This window comes from Nocardia sp. NPDC058497 (assembly GCF_042720195.1).
In the GTDB taxonomy this organism is placed as follows: domain Bacteria; phylum Actinomycetota; class Actinomycetes; order Mycobacteriales; family Mycobacteriaceae; genus Nocardia.
The window spans coordinates 1-16785 of sequence record NZ_JBHXMY010000070.1 but is presented as its reverse complement, the minus strand read 5'-3'; the positions used below and the strand labels follow the sequence as shown (position 1 = coordinate 16785).

Annotated in this window: 18 protein-coding genes and 2 tRNA genes; 9 read left to right on the top strand and 11 right to left on the bottom strand. The window is 69.2% G+C overall.

Annotated features, from left to right (window positions below):
- Positions 1-20 precede the first annotated feature (20 nt).
- Both tig and ACFWPJ_RS07845 read right to left on the bottom strand, forming a co-directional pair.
- Positions 21-1385 carry a trigger factor gene (tig, locus tag ACFWPJ_RS07850; protein WP_378848568.1) on the bottom strand — a complete coding sequence of 455 codons (1365 nt, stop codon included), beginning with the start codon at positions 1383-1385 and terminating at the stop codon, positions 21-23.
- Between the two features lie 133 nt (positions 1386-1518).
- A complete protein-coding gene (locus ACFWPJ_RS07845; RefSeq protein WP_378848566.1) occupies positions 1519-2073 on the bottom strand; it encodes an FKBP-type peptidyl-prolyl cis-trans isomerase in 555 nt (184 codons plus the stop codon).
- Between the two features lie 165 nt (positions 2074-2238).
- On the opposite strand from ACFWPJ_RS07845, the gene ACFWPJ_RS07840 reads away from it, so the two are divergent.
- Positions 2239-4725: a phosphoketolase gene (locus ACFWPJ_RS07840; protein ID WP_378848563.1), complete on the top strand. Its 2487-nt coding sequence runs from the start codon at positions 2239-2241 to the stop codon at positions 4723-4725.
- A gap of 42 nt (positions 4726-4767) precedes the next feature.
- A complete protein-coding gene (locus tag ACFWPJ_RS07835) occupies positions 4768-5571 on the top strand; it encodes a metallophosphoesterase (protein ID WP_378848562.1) in 804 nt (267 codons plus the stop codon).
- Here the strand turns inward: ACFWPJ_RS07835 and ACFWPJ_RS07830 are convergent.
- Positions 5568-5972, bottom strand: a complete 405-nt coding sequence (locus ACFWPJ_RS07830; protein WP_378848559.1) for a DUF1801 domain-containing protein — start codon at positions 5970-5972, stop codon at positions 5568-5570. The two genes, ACFWPJ_RS07835 and ACFWPJ_RS07830, sit on opposite strands and share 4 nt — an antisense overlap.
- Positions 5973-6126: 154 nt before the next feature.
- On the opposite strand from ACFWPJ_RS07830, the gene ACFWPJ_RS07825 reads away from it, so the two are divergent.
- Positions 6127-6495: a hypothetical protein gene (locus ACFWPJ_RS07825; RefSeq protein WP_378848557.1), complete on the top strand. Its 369-nt coding sequence runs from the start codon at positions 6127-6129 to the stop codon at positions 6493-6495.
- A 34-nt stretch (positions 6496-6529) separates the two neighbouring features.
- On the opposite strand, the gene fabG is transcribed toward ACFWPJ_RS07825, so the two are convergent.
- From fabG to ACFWPJ_RS07810, 3 genes are all read right to left on the bottom strand, one after another.
- Positions 6530-7288: a 3-oxoacyl-ACP reductase FabG gene (gene fabG / locus ACFWPJ_RS07820; protein WP_378848554.1), complete on the bottom strand. Its 759-nt coding sequence runs from the start codon at positions 7286-7288 to the stop codon at positions 6530-6532.
- A gap of 49 nt (positions 7289-7337) precedes the next feature.
- Positions 7338-7414, bottom strand: a tRNA-Pro gene (locus tag ACFWPJ_RS07815).
- A 42-nt stretch (positions 7415-7456) separates the two neighbouring features.
- Positions 7457-7527 (bottom strand) — tRNA-Gly (locus tag ACFWPJ_RS07810).
- A gap of 697 nt (positions 7528-8224) precedes the next feature.
- Between ACFWPJ_RS07810 and ACFWPJ_RS07805 the strand changes: the two genes are divergently transcribed.
- Positions 8225-9181, top strand: coding sequence for a GGDEF domain-containing protein (locus ACFWPJ_RS07805; RefSeq protein ID WP_110039617.1), 957 nt, complete (start codon positions 8225-8227; stop codon positions 9179-9181).
- A 44-nt stretch (positions 9182-9225) separates the two neighbouring features.
- Here the strand turns inward: ACFWPJ_RS07805 and ACFWPJ_RS07800 are convergent, their stop codons facing one another.
- The 3 genes from ACFWPJ_RS07800 to ACFWPJ_RS07790 all read right to left on the bottom strand — a co-directional run bounded on the left by ACFWPJ_RS07800 (position 9226) and on the right by ACFWPJ_RS07790 (position 11096).
- Positions 9226-9630 carry a hypothetical protein gene (locus ACFWPJ_RS07800; protein ID WP_378848551.1) on the bottom strand — a complete coding sequence of 135 codons (405 nt, stop codon included), beginning with the start codon at positions 9628-9630 and terminating at the stop codon, positions 9226-9228.
- Between the two features lie 154 nt (positions 9631-9784).
- Positions 9785-10588, bottom strand: coding sequence for an Fpg/Nei family DNA glycosylase (locus ACFWPJ_RS07795; RefSeq protein WP_378848548.1), 804 nt, complete (start codon positions 10586-10588; stop codon positions 9785-9787).
- 34 nt (positions 10589-10622) lie between these two features.
- Positions 10623-11096: a ribose-5-phosphate isomerase gene (locus ACFWPJ_RS07790; protein WP_378848546.1), complete on the bottom strand. Its 474-nt coding sequence runs from the start codon at positions 11094-11096 to the stop codon at positions 10623-10625.
- Between the two features lie 36 nt (positions 11097-11132).
- Between ACFWPJ_RS07790 and ACFWPJ_RS07785 the strand changes: the two genes are divergently transcribed.
- Positions 11133-12287, top strand: coding sequence for a M48 family metallopeptidase (locus ACFWPJ_RS07785; protein WP_378848544.1), 1155 nt, complete (start codon positions 11133-11135; stop codon positions 12285-12287).
- Between the two features lie 37 nt (positions 12288-12324).
- Here the strand turns inward: ACFWPJ_RS07785 and ACFWPJ_RS07780 are convergent, their stop codons facing one another.
- Positions 12325-12969: a DsbA family protein gene (locus ACFWPJ_RS07780; RefSeq protein WP_378848541.1), complete on the bottom strand. Its 645-nt coding sequence runs from the start codon at positions 12967-12969 to the stop codon at positions 12325-12327.
- A gap of 152 nt (positions 12970-13121) precedes the next feature.
- On the opposite strand from ACFWPJ_RS07780, the gene ACFWPJ_RS07775 reads away from it, so the two are divergent.
- From ACFWPJ_RS07775 to ACFWPJ_RS07765, 3 genes are all read left to right on the top strand, one after another.
- Complete coding sequence (locus tag ACFWPJ_RS07775) at positions 13122-14342, top strand: NAD(P)/FAD-dependent oxidoreductase (RefSeq protein ID WP_378848540.1); 1221 nt, start codon at positions 13122-13124, stop codon at positions 14340-14342.
- A gap of 106 nt (positions 14343-14448) precedes the next feature.
- On the top strand, positions 14449-14844 hold the full coding sequence (locus ACFWPJ_RS07770) for a YciI family protein (RefSeq protein WP_378848538.1): 396 nt from the start codon (positions 14449-14451) through the stop codon (positions 14842-14844).
- Positions 14841-16121, top strand: a complete 1281-nt coding sequence (locus ACFWPJ_RS07765) for an RNA polymerase sigma factor (protein ID WP_378848535.1) — start codon at positions 14841-14843, stop codon at positions 16119-16121. The genes ACFWPJ_RS07770 and ACFWPJ_RS07765 overlap by 4 nt, the downstream gene beginning before the upstream one ends.
- Before the next feature lie 389 nt (positions 16122-16510).
- Here the strand turns inward: ACFWPJ_RS07765 and ACFWPJ_RS07760 are convergent, their stop codons facing one another.
- Entirely contained in the window at positions 16511-16636 is a 126-nt protein-coding gene (locus ACFWPJ_RS07760; RefSeq protein ID WP_378848574.1) for a hypothetical protein, read from the bottom strand.
- Here ACFWPJ_RS07760 and ACFWPJ_RS07755 point away from each other — a divergent pair.
- Positions 16608-16785, top strand: a 178-nt coding sequence (locus ACFWPJ_RS07755; protein ID WP_378848571.1) for a MarR family transcriptional regulator, incomplete at its 3' end; no start/stop codon positions are given. The two genes, ACFWPJ_RS07760 and ACFWPJ_RS07755, sit on opposite strands and share 29 nt — an antisense overlap.

The following is a 16785-nucleotide window of genomic DNA, read 5'->3' as shown; positions in this document are numbered from 1 at the left end:
TCACACCGGCATCACAAAACCTAGTCGGCGGCTGCCTCGACCTGCTCGGTCTCGGCGGAATCCGCGGGCTCACCGAACATTTCGGCGGTGTCGACCACGTTGCCCTCGGAGTCGGTGACCTTCACCTGGCCGACGACACCGGCCAGCGCCTTGCCGCGACGGACGTCGGCGAACACCGCGCCCAGCTGACCGGCCTGCTGCACCTGCTGGATGAACTGCTCCGGCGACATGCCGTAGCGCTGGGCCTGGAACAGGATTCGCTCGGTGAGCTCCTGCTGACCGACCTGGGTGTTCTCGGCCTCGGCGATGGCGTCGAGCAGCAGCTGGGTCTTGACCGACTTCTCGGCGGCTTCCTGGGTGTCCTTGTCGAACTCCTCGCGGGAGGAGCCCTGCGCCTCGAGCGCCTCGGCCAGCTTGGCCTCGTCGTGGTCGAAGCCGTGGACGGCGTCGTGGATCACCGCGTCGACCTCGGCCTTGACGACGGCCTCGGGCAGCGGGACCTCGACGGTCTCGAGCAGGGTGTCGAGCACCTTGTCGCGGATCTGACCGGCCTGCTCGACCTTCTTGACGCGCTCGACGCGACCCTTCAGGTCTTCCTTGAGCTCGTCGATGGTGTCGAATTCGCTGGCCAGCTGGGCGAACTCGTCGTCGGCCTCGGGCAGCTCGCGCTCCTTCACCGACTGCACGGTGACGGTGATGACGGCTTCCTTACCGGCGTGCTCGCCGGCGACCAGGGTGGAGGTGAACTCCTTCGACTCGCCGGCCTGCAGACCGGTGACGGCCTCGTCCAGGCCCTCGATCAGCTGACCCGAACCGACCTCGTGCGACAGACCGGTGGTGGCCGCCTCGGGGACGTCCTCGCCGTCGACGGTGGCCGAGAGGTCGATCGAGACGAAGTCGCCGTCCTGCACGGCGCGCTCGACACCGGTGAGGGTGCCGAAGCGCTGGCGCAGCGAGGTGAGCTGCTGCTCGATGTCGGCGTCCTCGATGGTGAAGGAGTCGACGGTGACCTCGAGGCCCGAGTAGTCCGGCAGCGCGATCTCGGGGCGCACGTCGACCTCGGCGGTGAACGCCAGCTCTTCGCCGTCCTCGATCTTGGTGATCTCGATCTCGGGCTGGCCGATGACCTTCACCTCGGCGGCCTGCACGGCCTCGGCGTAGCGGCCCGGCAGCGCGTCGTTGACGACCTGCTCCAGCACGGCGCCACGGCCGACGCGGGTCTCGATCAGCTTGGCCGGAGCCTTACCCGGACGGAAGCCGGGGATGCGGACCTGCTGGGCCAGCGCCTTGTACGCCTTGTCGAAGTCGGGCTTCAGCTCCTCGAAGGGCACCTCGACGTTGATCCGGACCCGGGTCGGGCTCAGCTGCTCGACGGTGCTCTTCACGGACATGCTCCTTGGTTCGTAGTTCATGTGGTGTCCCCGCATGGGGCGTCGCGCCCTGGGGCGGCGTACGCATCCCGACCAGGGTAGTTGACCGGCTTCGCGGCCGTGCAATCGGCAGTTGTTTGGGCGGCGGCTAGCGGCCGACCTGCACCGCGTCGGTGACGAAGACCAGCGTCTCGTTCGGCGCGACGCCGTTGCCGCCGTCGCCGTAGCCGAGGTCCGGCGGCACGATCAGCAGCCTGCGCGCGCCCTGCTGGACCCCGAGCAGACCCTGGTCCCAGCCCTCGATGACCTGGCCCGCGCCGAGGGTCAGTTGGAACGGCTTGCCGCGCTTGAAGGAGCTGTCGAGGGTCTGCTTGTCCGACCAGGTGACCAGCGCGTAGTTCATGGTCAGCGGCTGACCCGCGACGGCGCCGGGCCCGTTGCCCGCGACCAGGTCCTTGACGATCAGCGTCTTGGGCGGGTCACACGAGTCGGGGATGGTGATCTCCGGTGCGTCGCCGTAGCCACCGCTGACCTGCACGTCGTCGGCGGTGCACTCGCGGCCCTTGCTCGCCGTCGGCGCGCCCGCGGCGGCGCTGGTGGTCGACGTCGTGCCGGACGACTCCGTGTCCGAGCCGCACGCCGCTGTCGCGATCGCGGCGGCCGCGACGAGTCCGATGCCGATGATCCTGCCGAGAGAATGCATGGCCCGCACAGTAATAGACCGCTGCTCCGGGCCCGGGTACCGGCACGGCGGTAGGCTCGGCGGTGCGTTTCTCCACCGGTGTGTCGCCGAGTGCCGAATCGGCGCAACGGACAGGTCCAGAGGCGCCCGGCGCCGCAGCTCAGTCGAGTGCGAGGAGAGTCCGCGATGACCCGGACCAGCGATATCGAGCGCGACACCGCCGCCGACAACGTGGGCGACGGCGACGGCGACGGCGACGGCGAGACCATCGCCCCGAAGCCCTATGTCCTCACCGACGCCCCCGGCCCGCTGACCCGCGACGAGCTCGTCGCGGTGGACACCTGGTGGCGGGCGTCGAACTATCTGGCGGTCGGTCAGATCTATCTGATGCGCAACGCGCTGCTGCGCGAGCCGCTGCGCCCCGAGGACATCAAGCCGCGTCTGCTCGGCCATTTCGGCACGGTGCCTGGCCTGAATCTGGTGTGGGCGCACGCGAATCGGGTGATCAGGGAACGCGACCTGAACGCCGTCTACGTGGCGGGCCCCGGCCACGGCGGACCGGGCCCCAACGCCTGCGCCTGGCTGGAGGGCGCCTATGCCGAGCTCTACCCCGATATTCCGCGCGACGGCGACGGCATGCGCAGGCTGTTCCACCAGTTCTCCTTCCCCGGCGGCGTCCCGAGCCACTGCGCGCCGGAGACGCCCGGCTCGTTCCACGAGGGCGGCGAACTCGGCTACAGCCTGCTGCACGCCTACGGCGCCGCGCTCGACCATCCCGATCTGACGGTGTTCTGCGTGATCGGCGACGGCGAGGCCGAGACCGGTCCGCTCGCCGGCAGCTGGCACGCGAACAAGTTCCTCAACGCGGGCCGCGACGGCGCGGTGCTGCCGATCCTGGCGCTCAACGAGTACAAGATCGCCAACCCGACGATCTTCGCCCGCATCCCCGAGGCGGAACTGGTCGCGCTGCTGCGCGGATACGGCTACGAGCCGATCATCGTCTCCGGCGACGATCCGGCGCCGGTGCACCAGGCGATGGCCGCCGCGATGGACACCTGCCTCGACCTGATCGCCGGATTCCAGCGCGCGGCCCGCGACGACAGCGTCAGCACCCGGCCGCGCTGGCCGATGATCGTGCTGCACACGCCGAAGGGCTGGACCTGTCCCCCGGTGGTCGACGGCGAGCGGGTCGAGGGCACCTTCCGCGCTCATCAGGTGCCGCTGCCCGCGGCCCGCACCAACCCGCGGCATCGGCGCGTGCTGGAACAGTGGCTGCGGTCGTATCGGCCCGACGAGCTGTTCGACGAGGACGGCACGCCGGTACCCGCCCTGCTCGAGCAGATCCCGGACCGGCCGATGAGTCTCAATCCGGTAGCCAACGGTGGCCTGCTGGTGCGTGACCTGGACCTGCCCGACTGGCGTGGCTACGGCGTCGAGGTCGAACAGCCCGGTGCGGGGCAACACGAGGCGACCAGGGTGCTCGGCGGCTGGCTGCGCGATGTCACCGCGCGCAATCCGCACAATTTCCTCAACCTCGCCCCCGACGAACTGGTCAGCAACCGGTTGCAGGACATCCTCGAGGTGACCGGCCGGGACTGGCAGGCCGAGGTCGGCCGCTGGGACGTCGACCTGTCACCGACCGGCCGTGCCGTCGAAGTGCTCTCCGAGCACATGTGCCAGGGCCTGCTGGAGGGCTACCTGCTGACCGGCCGCCACGGTGTGTTCACCTGCTACGAGGCGTTCATCCACATCGTCGACGCCATGTTCAACCAGCACGCCAAATGGCTCGACGCCAGCCTGGCGGTGCCGTGGCGGCGCAAGATCCCCAGCCTGAACTACCTGCTCACCTCGCATGTGTGGCGCCAGGACCACAACGGATTCACCCATCAGGACCCGGGATTCCTCGATGTCGTGGCGAACAAGAGTCCCGAGATCGTGCGGGTGTATCTGCCGCCGGACGCCAATACCCTGCTGTCCACCTACGACCACTGCCTGCGCTCGCTGCACTACGCGAATGTCGTCGTCGCGGGCAAACAGCCCGGGCCCGACTGGCTTTCGGTGTCCGAGGCGGCCGTGCACTGCGCGCGCGGGCTCGGCATCTGGGAGTGGGCTTGCCACAACGACGAGCTGGGCGCCACGCCCGATGTGGTGCTCGGCTGCGCGGGCGACATCCCCACGCTGGAAACCCTGGCCGCCGCGGCGATCCTGCGTGATCGGCTGCCCGACCTGCGGATCCGGGTGGTCAATGTCGTCGATCTGATGCGCATGCTGCCCGCCGACGAGCATCCGCACGGCCTGCCCGATCCCGAGTTCGACGCGCTGTTCACCACCGACCGCCCGGTGATCTTCGCCTTCCACGGCTACCCGTGGCTGGTGCACCGGCTCACCTACCGCCGCACCAATCACGCCAACCTGCACGTGCGCGGATATAAGGAGAAGGGCACGACCACCACCCCGTTCGACATGGTCATGCTCAACGACCTCGACCGCTTCCACCTGGTGCTCGACGTGATCGACCGGGTCCCCGGCCTGCGCGAGCGGGCGGCAGGGCTGCGCCAGGAGATGGTCGACGCGAGGTCGACCGCGCGTCGCTGGACCAGGGAGCACGGCGAGGACATCCCGGTCGTCGCGAACTGGGTCTGGCCCGACGCCGCCATCCCCACTGTGACGTAACGCGCTTGCGGCCAGGGCCGCGCCTGCACGACCATGGAGGCGATGACCGAGCCCCACCGCACCGACCACACCCTGCCCCGCGACCGCCGCGACCTCACCGGACCGTTCGACGTGATCGGCGACGTCCACGGCTGCCGCGGCGAGCTGGAGACCCTGCTCGGCGAACTCGGCTACCTGATCGACCGCGACGAGCGGGGCCGGGCGATCGGCGCGGCCCATCCGGACGGGCGCACCGTGGTCTTCGTCGGCGATCTCGTCGACCGCGGCCCCGACACCCCCGGCGTGCTGCGCCTGGCGATGGGCATGGTCGCCGCGCGCACCGCCCTGTGCGTCACCGGCAATCACGACTACAAACTGGTGCGCGCCCTCGACGGCCGCAATGTCCGGATCGCGCACGGCCTGGAACGCTCGCTGGCCCAGCTCGCCGACGAGGAACTCGAATTCCGCACCGCCGCGCACACTTTCCTGCGCGAGCTGCCCAGCCACTACCTGCTCGATCACGGCAAGCTGGTCGTCGCGCACGCCGGCCTGCCGGAAAGCCTGCACGGCAGCACCTCCGGCCGGGCCCGCTCGTTCGCCCTCTACGGCTCCCCCACCGGCGACTACGACGAGTACGGCCTGCCCATCCGCTACGACTGGGCCAAGGACTACCGCGGCACCGCCACCGTCCTCTACGGCCACACCCCCGTCACCAAGCTGACCTGGGTCAACAACACCCTGTGCCTGGACACCGGCGCCGTCTTCGGCGGCAGCCTCTCGGCCGTGCGCTACCCCGAGTTGACCACGATCTCCGTTCCCGCCGAGCAGATCTGGGCCGAACGCGCGGGCATCACCCCCGCGGGCTAGGCCTCGCCGCGGTCCTTCTTGATCTTGCGCCAGCCGCCCGCGCGGTTGTCGGCGATGATCTGTTTCAGCATCGTGCCGAGCGCTCGTTCGTTGAGGGTCTGACCTTCGTAGACGGCGACGGTGCGGGCGGTCTTGTTGTCGTGGCCGCCGGTGATGATCTGTTCGGGATCGGGCACGATGGCGCCGTCGTAGAGGAAAATATTGATGTGCGTCTTGGCGGCCAGGAGGGCGCAGATATTGCCGTCGAGGACGAAATAGGGCTGGACGCGCCGTTTCACGATCTCGACCACGTCCGGGTCGGCGGCGTGGACGAGTTCGCGCACCTGGCGGCAGATCGCCTGTTGCCAGGTGGGGAGCGCGTCGATGTAGGCGTCGATGCGCGGATCGGCGACGTAGGTCACCGATCGATCGTGGCACACCGAACGCTCGGCGCCGGGGCACCGCGCCATCGTCGCCGAATCGTCAACTCGACATCCCGCACCGGTCGGCCACGACGTGGCGAGTCGGGCTTACCATCAGCGGCGGACGACCCGACTCACTGCCGAGGAGAGGTTCATGCGCCGAACATTGCTCGCACTGTCCGTGCTCTGCCCACTGGTCGGCGCCGGACTCGCGGCCGCCGATCCCGCGCCGCCCGGCACGAGTGCCGCGGGGACGCTGACCGTCCGGGCCATCACCGGCCGGGAACCGATCCCCGTCAACCGCGCCGAGATCACGCTGACCCGCTGCGGCGAGAGCAAGGTCGTCACGACCCTGACCAGCGGCGCCGACGGACGCGCCACGGTGGCTCTGCCCGACGGTTGCTACGAGGCGAAGGTGATCACCGTTCCCGGCGGCTGCGCACTGGCCGACGTGGAACCGGTCCGGCTCGAGGTCGCCAGGGGCACCAAGGTCGGCACGGAGTTCCGCTTCCGCTGCGCCTGACGCGAGAGTTCTTCGCGCGCAACGGGCCCGCGGGTCAGTCCTTCGGTCCGCCCGCGACGTAGATGACCTGACCGGACACGAACCCGGCGCCCTCGCTCGCGAAGAACGACGCGGTATTGGCGATGTCCTCGGGCTTGCCGGTCCGGTTGACCGGGATCTGCGCCGCGGCGGCCTGCTTGAACGCCTCGAAGTCGACACCGACGCGGGCCGCGGTGGCCGCGGTCATCTCGGTCTCGATGAAACCGGGCGCGATCGCGTTGGCGGTGACACCGAACTTGCCCAGCTCGAAGGCCAGCGTCTTGGTGAAGCCCTGCATGCCCGCCTTGGCCGCGGAGTAGTTGGCCTGACCGCGATTGCCGAGCGCGGAGGTGCTCGACAGGTTCACGATGCGCCCGAACTTGGCCTCCACCATGTACTTCTGCACCGCGCGGGTCATCAGGAAGGCACCGCGCAGGTGCACGTTCATGACGGTGTCCCAGTCGTCCACCGACATCTTGAACAGCAGGTTGTCGCGCAGCACGCCCGCGTTGTTGACCAGGACCGTCGGCGCGCCGAGCTCGGTGGCGATCCGCTCGCCCGCGGCGGCGACAGCGGCTTCGTCGGAGACATCGGCGCCCACCGCGAGGGCACTGCCCCCGGCGGTCTCGATGGCGGCGACGGTGTCGGCGCAGGCGGTGGCGTCGAGATCGAGGACGGCGACGGCATATCCGTCGGCGGCGAGCTTGACCGCGACGGCGGCGCCGATACCCCGTGCGGCACCGGTGACGATGGCGACCCTGCGTTCCGTGGACATGAGTACTCCTACCGCGCCGGCACAACCCTGCAACTGGGCGAAATGGTGATGGTCGGGGTGACAGGATTTGAACCTGCGACCCTCCGCTCCCAAAGCGGATGCGCTACCAAGCTGCGCTACACCCCGAGGCCTCGCAGGCTGCGACGCCGTCGAGGGAATTCATGTTTGAGCGGGTGACGGGAATCGAACCCGCACCATCAGCTTGGAAGGCTGAGGTTCTACCATTGAACTACACCCGCAGGCATACGACATCGATGGGATCGCCACGATGTCGTGTGCGCCACGACTGTACCGAATCCCGCGCGACAAATGCCAATCCGCCCCCTGGCGGGCACGGCGACGCGCCCTCCCACGCGGTGTCGTCACCCGCCGGCGCAGTGCCCGATTAGGGCCTAACGACCCTATCCACGGAAACCCTCCGACCGACACCATTGTTGATGCGCGCCTATGGGGACCGGCGCCTGCTCCACCGGGGGATTAAATAGGAGAATTTTCCTTAAAAACCCGGCATGTGGGCGGCGAGTAGGCCACCATGAGATGGCGCGTGACGGCTCCTTGTCGGGGGGAGTCGTGGTCACTCGGCCGCTGTGTCACGACTCGCCCCTTTGCCAGGAGGAACCCATTGGCGACCCAACGCCCACCACCTCGAGATGGGCAACACGCTGCACGTTTCGGTGCTCCCAAAGTTTTTTCGGGAAGTGTGTAACACCCGAGCGCCTGCAGCGATGTCATACCCGATCGCCATTCGCGAGAGACCTGCAACGTGTTCTACTACGCAGCTTTCAGGTCTCGGGTGGCTTGCTAGGATCCTTTTTGCCGGACGGGGGTATCTGGAAAGGGGGCGGTGAGCGTGTACCGAACTCGGTGGACTCAACCGCGTAGCAGTGCGAACGATCGAGGTGGCAAGCTCGTCGCCACCTTCCGCCGGTGATATCGATGACTGTCCACATCGAGCCACCGGTCGCCGCGATGGCCCGCGCCTGGGCCCGCGCGGTGTGCGCCGAACCGGGATCGTCCACGGCGCCGCACCAGCTGGAGCCGGTGCTCGTCGAGATCGTCGAGCGGCTGCTGCATCTGGCTCGGACCGAACCGTTCCCGGTGCCACAGGCGCGGATGCTCGGCGCCCGGCTGGCCGAGGCGCCGTTCGAACGCACCAGGATGCTGGCGCATGCCACCCGCTGGCTGCTCGGCTTCCCCTCCGGCGTGCCGGGATCGCTGGTGGCCACCCGCTGGCCGCTGGTCGCCAGCCAGGCCATCGACAGCTACGCGCAGGCGCTGCAGGAACGCGCGCTCGCGCAGCAGGAACAGAACATCTCGGCGAAAGTGTCACTGCGCGTACAGGAGATCGCCGCGCTGCAGCACCGCTTGCGCCACGAGGCAACCCACGACGCGCTCACCGATCTGGCCAACCGCACGCTGCTGCAGGAACGAGTACGGGCCTTCGCGGCCGACCCGACCCGCGGCGTCGGCGTGCTGGTGGTCGACCTGGATCGGTTCAAGCAGATCAACGACGGCTACGGACACGCGATCGGCGACGAGGTATTGGTCGAACTGGCCAACCGGCTACGCGAGGTGTGCCCGCCCGACACGGTGATCTGCCGGTACGGCGGCGACGAGTTCGTTGTCGCGGCCAATCCGCGCCGCGACACCCTCGGCGAGCTGGCGCACCGCGTGGTGGCGGCGCTGCGCGACCCGGTGTGGTCGAGCGCGGGGCCGGTACCGGTCTCGGCGAGCGTGGGCACGGCGTTCTGCGCGCCGGGAAAGACGTGCGATTTCACCGATCTGCTGCGTCGCGCCGACCGCGCGATGTACTCGGCGAAATCCGCGGGCGGGCGGCGTTTCGCGCTCGCCGAATCGGGCGACCCGGAACTGGGAACCGCGGTCGCGGGCTGAGTCGGATCGCGAAGCCTGCACTTCGCGGTCCGGCTCAACCCCACTCAGTGTTCGATGTAGCCTGCGTCGCCGACCGGCGGTTTCGCGATGATGTCGCAGCGACGCACCACGACGATCAGTGGCGCGCATTGCTGGACGCCGCCGAGCCGGAAAACGGTGCGGTGCCGCAAGGTTGCCCGCCCCATGTCGCGTGCGCTCGGCTTGATGCCGTCGGTGCCACGAATCCACACCAGGCCGGTCAAGAGTTGACCGACGGTCGCGCCGAAGACGGCCGGAAGCACAATGGCGTTGGCCACCAGCATGACCACCAGGAAGATCATGGCCACGAGCATCACCGGGGCCTGATCGTCCATGTCGAGGATCCAGTCGTTGCCGATGAGCAGCACAACGGCCACGAACGCGGCTATGAGCACGCCGTATGGGAGCACGATGTCGGCGACGTTGGCCACCGTGTTGCGCAGCCTGCGCGGTGACGGATAACGCGAATCACCTTCGGCACCATGATATTCCGCGTCGACCTGCCGCGAATCCGCTCCGGCCGTTCCCCCGAGTTGCGTCACCGGCCTATGGTCGCATACGCGCGCAGGCCGGACGGGCTGCAAATCAGCGTGGTTGACAGGTGGGGCACCAGAACAGGTTTCGCCCGTCCATGACCTTGTGCGCGATCGGCGTCGCGCACACCCGGCACGGTTCGCCCTGCCGGCGGTAGACATAGGTGCGCGGCCGGTCCTGGGCGTACGACGGTGCGCCGGTGTCGTGTTCGGGCCGCACGACGTGCATCCGGCCGGTGGCGACGCCGACCGGCATCAGGTCGACGAGATCGGCCCACAGCGCGTCCCATTCGGCGGCGCTCACCGAAGTGCCCGGCCGGAACGGCGAGATGCCGTGCCGGAACAGCACTTCCGCGCGGTAGACATTGCCGACGCCGGCGATGAGCGCCTGATCCATCAGCAGCGCGCCGATCGCCCTGCGGGAGCGCCGGATTCGCGCACCTGCTCGTTCATGATCAGCATCGGGCCGCAGCGGGTCGGCGCCGAGTCGCGCCACCAGGGCATCCACCTCGGCGGGGTTGAGCACCTCGCACGCGGTCGGCCCGCGCAGATCGGTCCCGAACTCCGTTGCCGCGCCGATCATCCGCATCCGCACCTGCCCGACGGGCGGACCCATCGGCAGCTCGGCCTCGCTGAACGTGCCGTACAACCCGAGATGCACGTGCACGGTCAGCCCGGACTCGTAGTGGTGCAGCAGATGCTTGCCGACGGCCTCGGCCCGCTCCAGCATCCGCCCGTCCACCAGCGCCGCACCCTCGGCGAAGCGCCCCTGCGGACTCGAAACCCGCACAGCGCCACCGGAAAACCGTTCCTGGTGCAGGCGGGCAACGCGATGAAGGGTGTGCCCCTCAGGCAAGAAACACACCCTTCTCGAAACTCATCTGCTTATCTCAGTAAGCCGGGACCTCGGGGGCAATGCCCGACTTCTCGTAGTCGGCGAGGATGTCGATGCGACGCTGGTGGCGGGCTTCTTCCGACCACGGCTGCGCGATGAACGCGTCGACGATGGCCAGTGCTTCCTCGGTGCTGTGCATGCGGCCGCCGATGCCGATCAGCTGGGCGTTGTTGTGTTCGCGGGCCAGCTTGGCGGTTTCGACGCTCCAGGCCAGGGCGCAGCGGGCGCCGGGGACCTTGTTGGCGGCGATCTGCTCGCCGTTGCCGCTGCCACCGAAGACCAGGCCGAGCGAACCCGGGTCGGCGACGGTGCGGCGGGCCGCCTCGATGCAGAAGGCGGGGTAGTCGTCGAGAGCGTCGTATTCGAGGGCGCCACAGTCGACGACCTCGTGTCCGGCCTCCTGCAGATGGGCCTTGACGTGATTCTTCAGTTCGAAACCGGCATGGTCGGCACCCAGGTAAACGCGCATGGCTGCGATTGTGTCAGGCCCGCTTAGAGTCGTTTCATGCACCCGCACGAACCGCATTCTCCGCCTTCGGCAGGTCCCCCACCCGCGCAGCAAGGGCCGTCCGCCGACCAACCGGGGGCCGTACCGCCGTCGCCGTGGCAGCAGCCGGGCGCGCAGACCGGCGGGTTTCCCGCACCGCAGAGCGGAGCGTTTCCGCAGGCCCAGCAGTTCCCCGGCGCGTATCCGCCCCCACCGCTGCCGCCGCGGTACCAGCCGCGGGGCCTGTCACCGTTCGGGATGCCTGCCCGGCATCCGTGGGAGATCCCGCTGCTGGTGGTGGTCATCATGCTCACCTCGGTCGCGTATCTGCTCGCGCTGCTGATGCTGCTGGTCGAGGTGGTGGCCGACCCCGTGGTCGACGAGCACGGGGAAGAGGTCAGCGGTTCGATTCTGACCAGTCCGTATGTGCTGCTGCTGTTGTTCGCGCCGGTGCTGCTGTGGGCGGGCCGAGGCATGAACTACGCGCGGATGCGGATCAACGGCGTCAAGATGTCGCCGACGCAGTTCTCCGAGGGCTACCGGTTGGTGCAGGAGGCCGCGGCGCGATTCGGGATGGCCAAGGCTCCCGACGCGTTCGTGGTGCTCGGCAACGGCCAGATCAACGCGTTCGCGTCCGGGCACGGGTTCCGGCGGTTCGTCGTGGTCTACAGCGACCTGTTCGAAATCGGCGGCGGCGCCCGCGAACCCGACGCGCTGGCGTTCATCATCGGCCACGAGGTCGGCCATATCGCGGCCGGGCACGTGTCGTATTGGCGTCAGCTCGGCATGTTCGTCGCGCCGTGGCTGCCGCTGCTCGGGTCCTCGCTGATCCGGGCGCAGGAGTACACCGCCGACAATCACGGCTTCTGCAACCGGCATCTGGGCGCGCCCGGCGCGATGGCCACCCTCGCCGCAGGCAAGTACCTCAATACCGATGTCGGGTTCGACGAGATGGCCGACCGGGCGGCGCAGGAGAAGGGCGGCTTCGTGATGCTGGTCAACGCGATGTCGAGCCATCCGGTGCTGACCTGGCGGATGTGGGCACTGCGCGACCGGAGCAAGCCGGGCCCCATGTTCTGGCGTCCGAGCGCACCGCAGCCCGGCATGATCCCGCCGCCGGGCGGCTATCCGCTCAACGCGGCGCCACCCGCGCTACCGCCGAAGCCGGTGTGACCGGTGGGGTGCCGGCCGGGCACCCCACCTGCTCGTTTCAGCCGAAGACCGGGTCTTCGGTGCGGGTGCGCTTGAGTTCGAAGAAGTGCGGGTACGAGGCCAGCGCGACCACGCCGTCCCACACGCGGCCCGCGTCCTCGCCGCGCGGGATGCGCGAGAGCACCGGCCCGAAGAACGCGACCCCGTTGACGTGGATCGTCGGGGTGCCGACATCGGGGCCGACCTTGTCCATCCCCGCGTGGTGGCTCTCCCGCAGCGCCTCGTCGAACTCGGTGCTGGTGGCGGCGTCGGCGAGCTCGGCCGGCAGGTCGAGTTCGGCGAGGGCGTCGGCGACGACGGCGGCGAAGGTTTCCTGGGCGGTCTCGCGCTCGTATTCGTCCCTGCGCTCGTGGATGCGGGTGCCCAGCGCGGTGTAGAGCGGCGCCAGGATCTCGTCACCGGCCTTCTCGGCGGCGGCGATCGCGACCCGGACCGGGCCCCAGCCGGCGGCCATCAGGTCGACGTAGCGTTCGGGCAGATCGTCCTTGCCCTCGTTGAGCACCGACAGGCTCATCACGTGGAAGCGCGCCTCGATGTCGCGCACCTGCTCCACTTCCAGAATCCAGCGGGACGTGATCCAGCACCAGGGGCACAGCGGGTCGAACCAGAAATCGACGACGTCCTTCGTGGCTTGATCGCTCACGGAGCTTTCCTCTCGGGTCACAGTTGGGCAGGTCGCAACGCCCCGCCGGTTGGTGCAACCGCGCCACGCCCCGAATCGTTCCCTTGCGGTGATCTCGCGCACTAGGCTCGACGGCGAGGAGTCCCGGTCGTCCGCGAGAAGGAGTCCGTTTCATGAGCTCGAATCAGCATTTCGTCGTCATCGGCGGCGGACTCGGTGCAGCCAAGCTCGCCGAGGCCCTGCGCGCCAACGACTTCGACGGCCGGGTGACGGTGCTGGCCGCCGAGGAGGAGCTGCCCTATGAGCGGCCGCCCCTGTCCAAACAGCATCTGGCGGGCACCCAGCAGCTGCCCGATTTCACCGTCGACCAGGGCTCCTGGTACCGCGATCATCACATCGACCTGCGGCTCGGCACCACGGCGACGGCGTTCGATCCGCGCGCCCACACGGTGACGCTGCCCGACGAATCCACCCTGAGCTACGACAAGCTGGCGCTGGCCACCGGTTCGCGTCCGCGCACGCTGCCCATTCCCGGCGCCGACGCGCCGAATGTGTACACCTTGCGCACGATCGGCGATTCGGATGTGCTCGCCCAGATCCTGCGGACGCACCAGAAGCTGGTGATCATCGGCGGCGGCTGGATCGGCCTCGAGGTCGCGGCGCAGGCGCGGGCCAGACAGGTCGAGGTCACCGTGCTGGAGGCGGCCGAGCTGCCCCTGATCGGCGCGCTCGGCCCGGAGATGGGCGCGTTCTACGCCGAGCTGCATCGCGCGCACGGCGTCGACCTGCGCACCGGCACCAAGGTCGACATGATCCTGACCGACGACGGCAACGCCACCGGTGTGCGGCTCGGCGACGGCACCGTGATCCCCGCGGAGGCGGTGCTGGTCGCGGTCGGCGCGCAGCCCAATATCGAGGCCGCGCTCGCGGCCGGACTCGCGGCCGACGGCGGCGTGCTGGTCGACGCGGGTCTGCGCACGAGCGACCCGGATGTGGTCGCGGTCGGCGACATCGCCGAGCAGGACCATCCGCTGCTGAACCGGCGCGTGCGTGTCGAGCACTGGGCCACCGCGCTCAACCAGCCCGCCGTTGCCGCGCTGACCATGCTGGGCAAACCCGCCTCCTACGACCGGCTTCCGTACTTCTTCAGCGATCAGTACGACGTGGGCATGGAGTACACGGGCTATGTCGGCCGTGACGACGATGTGCGCGTGGTGGTCCGCGGTGACCAGGCCGAGCGCGAGTTCGTCGCGTTCTGGCTCGACCCACAGAACCGGGTGCGCGCGGGCATGAACGTCAACGTGTGGGACGTGACCGAGCGGATCAAGCAGCTGATCCTGGCGGGCAAGCCCGTCGATCCGGACCGGCTGGCAGATCCGGACGTTCCACTGTGACCCAGTTCACATAATTTGGCGGAGCCGATGTGTCGAACTAGGTGCATCGGCTCCGACCATGTCTCGAGGGCGCCAGGAGGGCGCCACCGAAACCAGGAGCATTGCGATGAAGTACATGCTGGTCAAGACCTATTCCGATGCCGCGTACTGCAGCACCCCGCTGCCGGAATGGGCGCCCGAGGACATCGCCGCCCACATCGATTTCCAGCGGGCGCTGGGTGAACAGCTCGCCGCCGCGGGCGAGCTCGTCGACGCCCAGGGCCTGGCCGGTCCGGAGCAGGCGCTGGTCGTGTGCTCCGACGGCAACTCGGCGCCGGTCGTGACCGACGGCCCGTTCCCGGAGACCAAGGAGTTCCTGGCCGGCTACTGGATCGTCGACGTCGACTCCCCCGACCGCGCGATCGAGATCGCCGCCCAGGCCTCGGCCGCGCCCGGCCCCGGCGGCAAGCCGCTCGGCGAGTACATCGAGGTGCGCCAGATCATGAGCGCCCCTGCCGAGTGACCGGAAATCCGCGCATCGAGGACCTGCTGCGGGAACTCGCCGCGCAGGTCCTCGGTGTGCTCGTCCGCCGGTTCGGCGATTTCGATCTGGCCGAGGATGCCGTGCAGGACGCGCTGCTCGCGGCGGCGACGCAGTGGCGTGCCGACGGCCTGCCGGAGAATCCGCGCGGCTGGCTGATCCAGGTGGCGCAGCGCCGGATGACCGACGCGGTGCGCGCCGAGGTCGCGCGGCGGCGCAGGGAGACAACGGTTTTCGTCCGCGATGTCCCCGTCGAGGCGACCGGCCGCGACGACACCCTCGACATGTATTTCCTGTGCTGCCATCCCGATCTGCCGCCGGCGGGCGCGATCGCGCTGACCCTGCGCGCGGTCGGCGGCCTGAGCACCGGTGAGATCGCCGCCGCGTTCCTCGTCCCGGAAGCGACCATGGCGCAACGCATTTCCCGCGCCAAGAAGCGGCTCGCCGAGACCGAGCGGCCGTTCGCCGACGGCGCGAACGACAGCGCACGCCTGAGTGCGGTGCTGCAAGTGCTGTACGTGATCTTCACCGAGGGCCACACCAGCAGTTCCGGCGCCGGGCTGCGCCGCGCCGACCTCTCCGCCGAGGCCATCCGGCTGACCCGCGCGCTGCGCGCCCTGCTGCCCGCGAACACCGAGGTCACCGGCCTGCTCGCCCTGATGCTGCTCACCGACGCCCGCCGCGCGGCCCGCTCCGGTCCGCACGGCGAGCTGATCCCGCTGCATGAGCAGGACCGCTCGCGCTGGGACCGCGCCCAGATCACCGAGGGCCTGCGCCTGCTCACCGCGACCATGCCCGCGGGCCTGACCGGCAGGTATCAGATCCAGGCCGCGATCGCGGGCCTACACGCACAGTCCACCCACGTCGAGGACACCGATTGGCCCCGAATCCTGGTGCTCTACACCATGATCGAGCGATCGAACCCGAACCCGATGGTGACCTTGAACCGGGCCGTGGCGACGGCCATGGTGCACGGCCCGGCCGCCGGGCTCGCCGTCGTCGACATCGTCGCCGAGCCGCTGGCCCACTCCCACCGGCTCGCCGCGGTCCGCGGGCACCTGCACGAGATGGCGGGCGATGACGCCGCGGCCGTCGCCCAGTATCAGCTGGCCGCGAAACAGACAGCGAGCGTGCCGGAGCGCGACTACCTGCTGCTCCGCGCCGCCCGCTTGCGTTCGGGCGAGGCCGTATCGGCGGTTCGCTTGCGTCTGCGCGAACAGTCCGGCATCAAGAAAGTCGTCGGCCCGAACTCCGGTTAGGCCGCGCCAGCCCACTGAACTCGCCGCGAAACCGTCGCGCGAAGTGCCGGTGAGCGTGAATGTTCGCCAACGCCGAGGTCGTGAGTCAGCGCCCGCTAGAGCCTGTTTCGAAGTCCGGCGACTGTGCTGAGCATTCACTAGCCGCTCCGATGGTCCCGATCGCGACCGATCGGCGGGAGAGTGAACGCTCAGCGCGGTGGTCGACGGGATCGTGGGCGGTGACTCGGCTCGAGCTTCGAGACAGGCCCTAGCTCACATTTCGACGTCTGCTCGCACCCACGCACGAGGGTCTGGATACCGGAGAGTTCGGCCGGTCGAGGCCGAGAGCCGATCAGCAGGCTCGTTCAGGTTCTCGCACACCACGCGCGAGGGCGTCGGTGCCGGCAAGTTCAACGCGCCGAGGCTGGGACCGGGTCAACCGGCTGTTCGAGGTTCGCGATCATTCGCGCGAGAGTGCCGGTGAGCGTGGCGAATTCGGTCTCGGTGATGCCGTCGGCCAGCTGTCGGCGAACCACCCCCACCGCGCGGGAGGCAGCAGAGCCGACCGTGTCCACCGTGGCCGCCGCGCTGGCCGTGGATCAGCCGCGCGCCAGCAAGCTCGTCGCGGCGGCCGTCACCGCGGGATACCTGCGCCGCGTCGCTGACCAGTCCGACGGCAGGCGTT

Excerpts from the sequence above, each read along its gene's own strand:
- fabG (WP_378848554.1), bottom strand. The coding sequence starts at position 7,288 with ATGTCCACGGAACGCAGGGTCGCCATCGTCACCGGTGCCGCACGGGGT.
- ACFWPJ_RS07805 (WP_110039617.1), top strand. The coding sequence starts at position 8,225 with ATGACTGTCCACATCGAGCCACCGGTCGCCGCGATGGCCCGCGCCTGG.
- ACFWPJ_RS07840 (WP_378848563.1), top strand. The coding sequence starts at position 2,239 with ATGACCCGGACCAGCGATATCGAGCGCGACACCGCCGCCGACAACGTG.
- ACFWPJ_RS07825 (WP_378848557.1), top strand. The coding sequence starts at position 6,127 with ATGCGCCGAACATTGCTCGCACTGTCCGTGCTCTGCCCACTGGTCGGC.
- ACFWPJ_RS07835 (WP_378848562.1), top strand. The coding sequence starts at position 4,768 with ATGACCGAGCCCCACCGCACCGACCACACCCTGCCCCGCGACCGCCGC.
- ACFWPJ_RS07845 (WP_378848566.1), bottom strand. The coding sequence starts at position 2,073 with ATGCATTCTCTCGGCAGGATCATCGGCATCGGACTCGTCGCGGCCGCC.
- ACFWPJ_RS07770 (WP_378848538.1), top strand. The coding sequence starts at position 14,449 with ATGAAGTACATGCTGGTCAAGACCTATTCCGATGCCGCGTACTGCAGC.
- ACFWPJ_RS07790 (WP_378848546.1), bottom strand. The coding sequence starts at position 11,096 with ATGCGCGTTTACCTGGGTGCCGACCATGCCGGTTTCGAACTGAAGAAT.
- ACFWPJ_RS07775 (WP_378848540.1), top strand. The coding sequence starts at position 13,122 with ATGAGCTCGAATCAGCATTTCGTCGTCATCGGCGGCGGACTCGGTGCA.
- ACFWPJ_RS07785 (WP_378848544.1), top strand. The coding sequence starts at position 11,133 with ATGCACCCGCACGAACCGCATTCTCCGCCTTCGGCAGGTCCCCCACCC.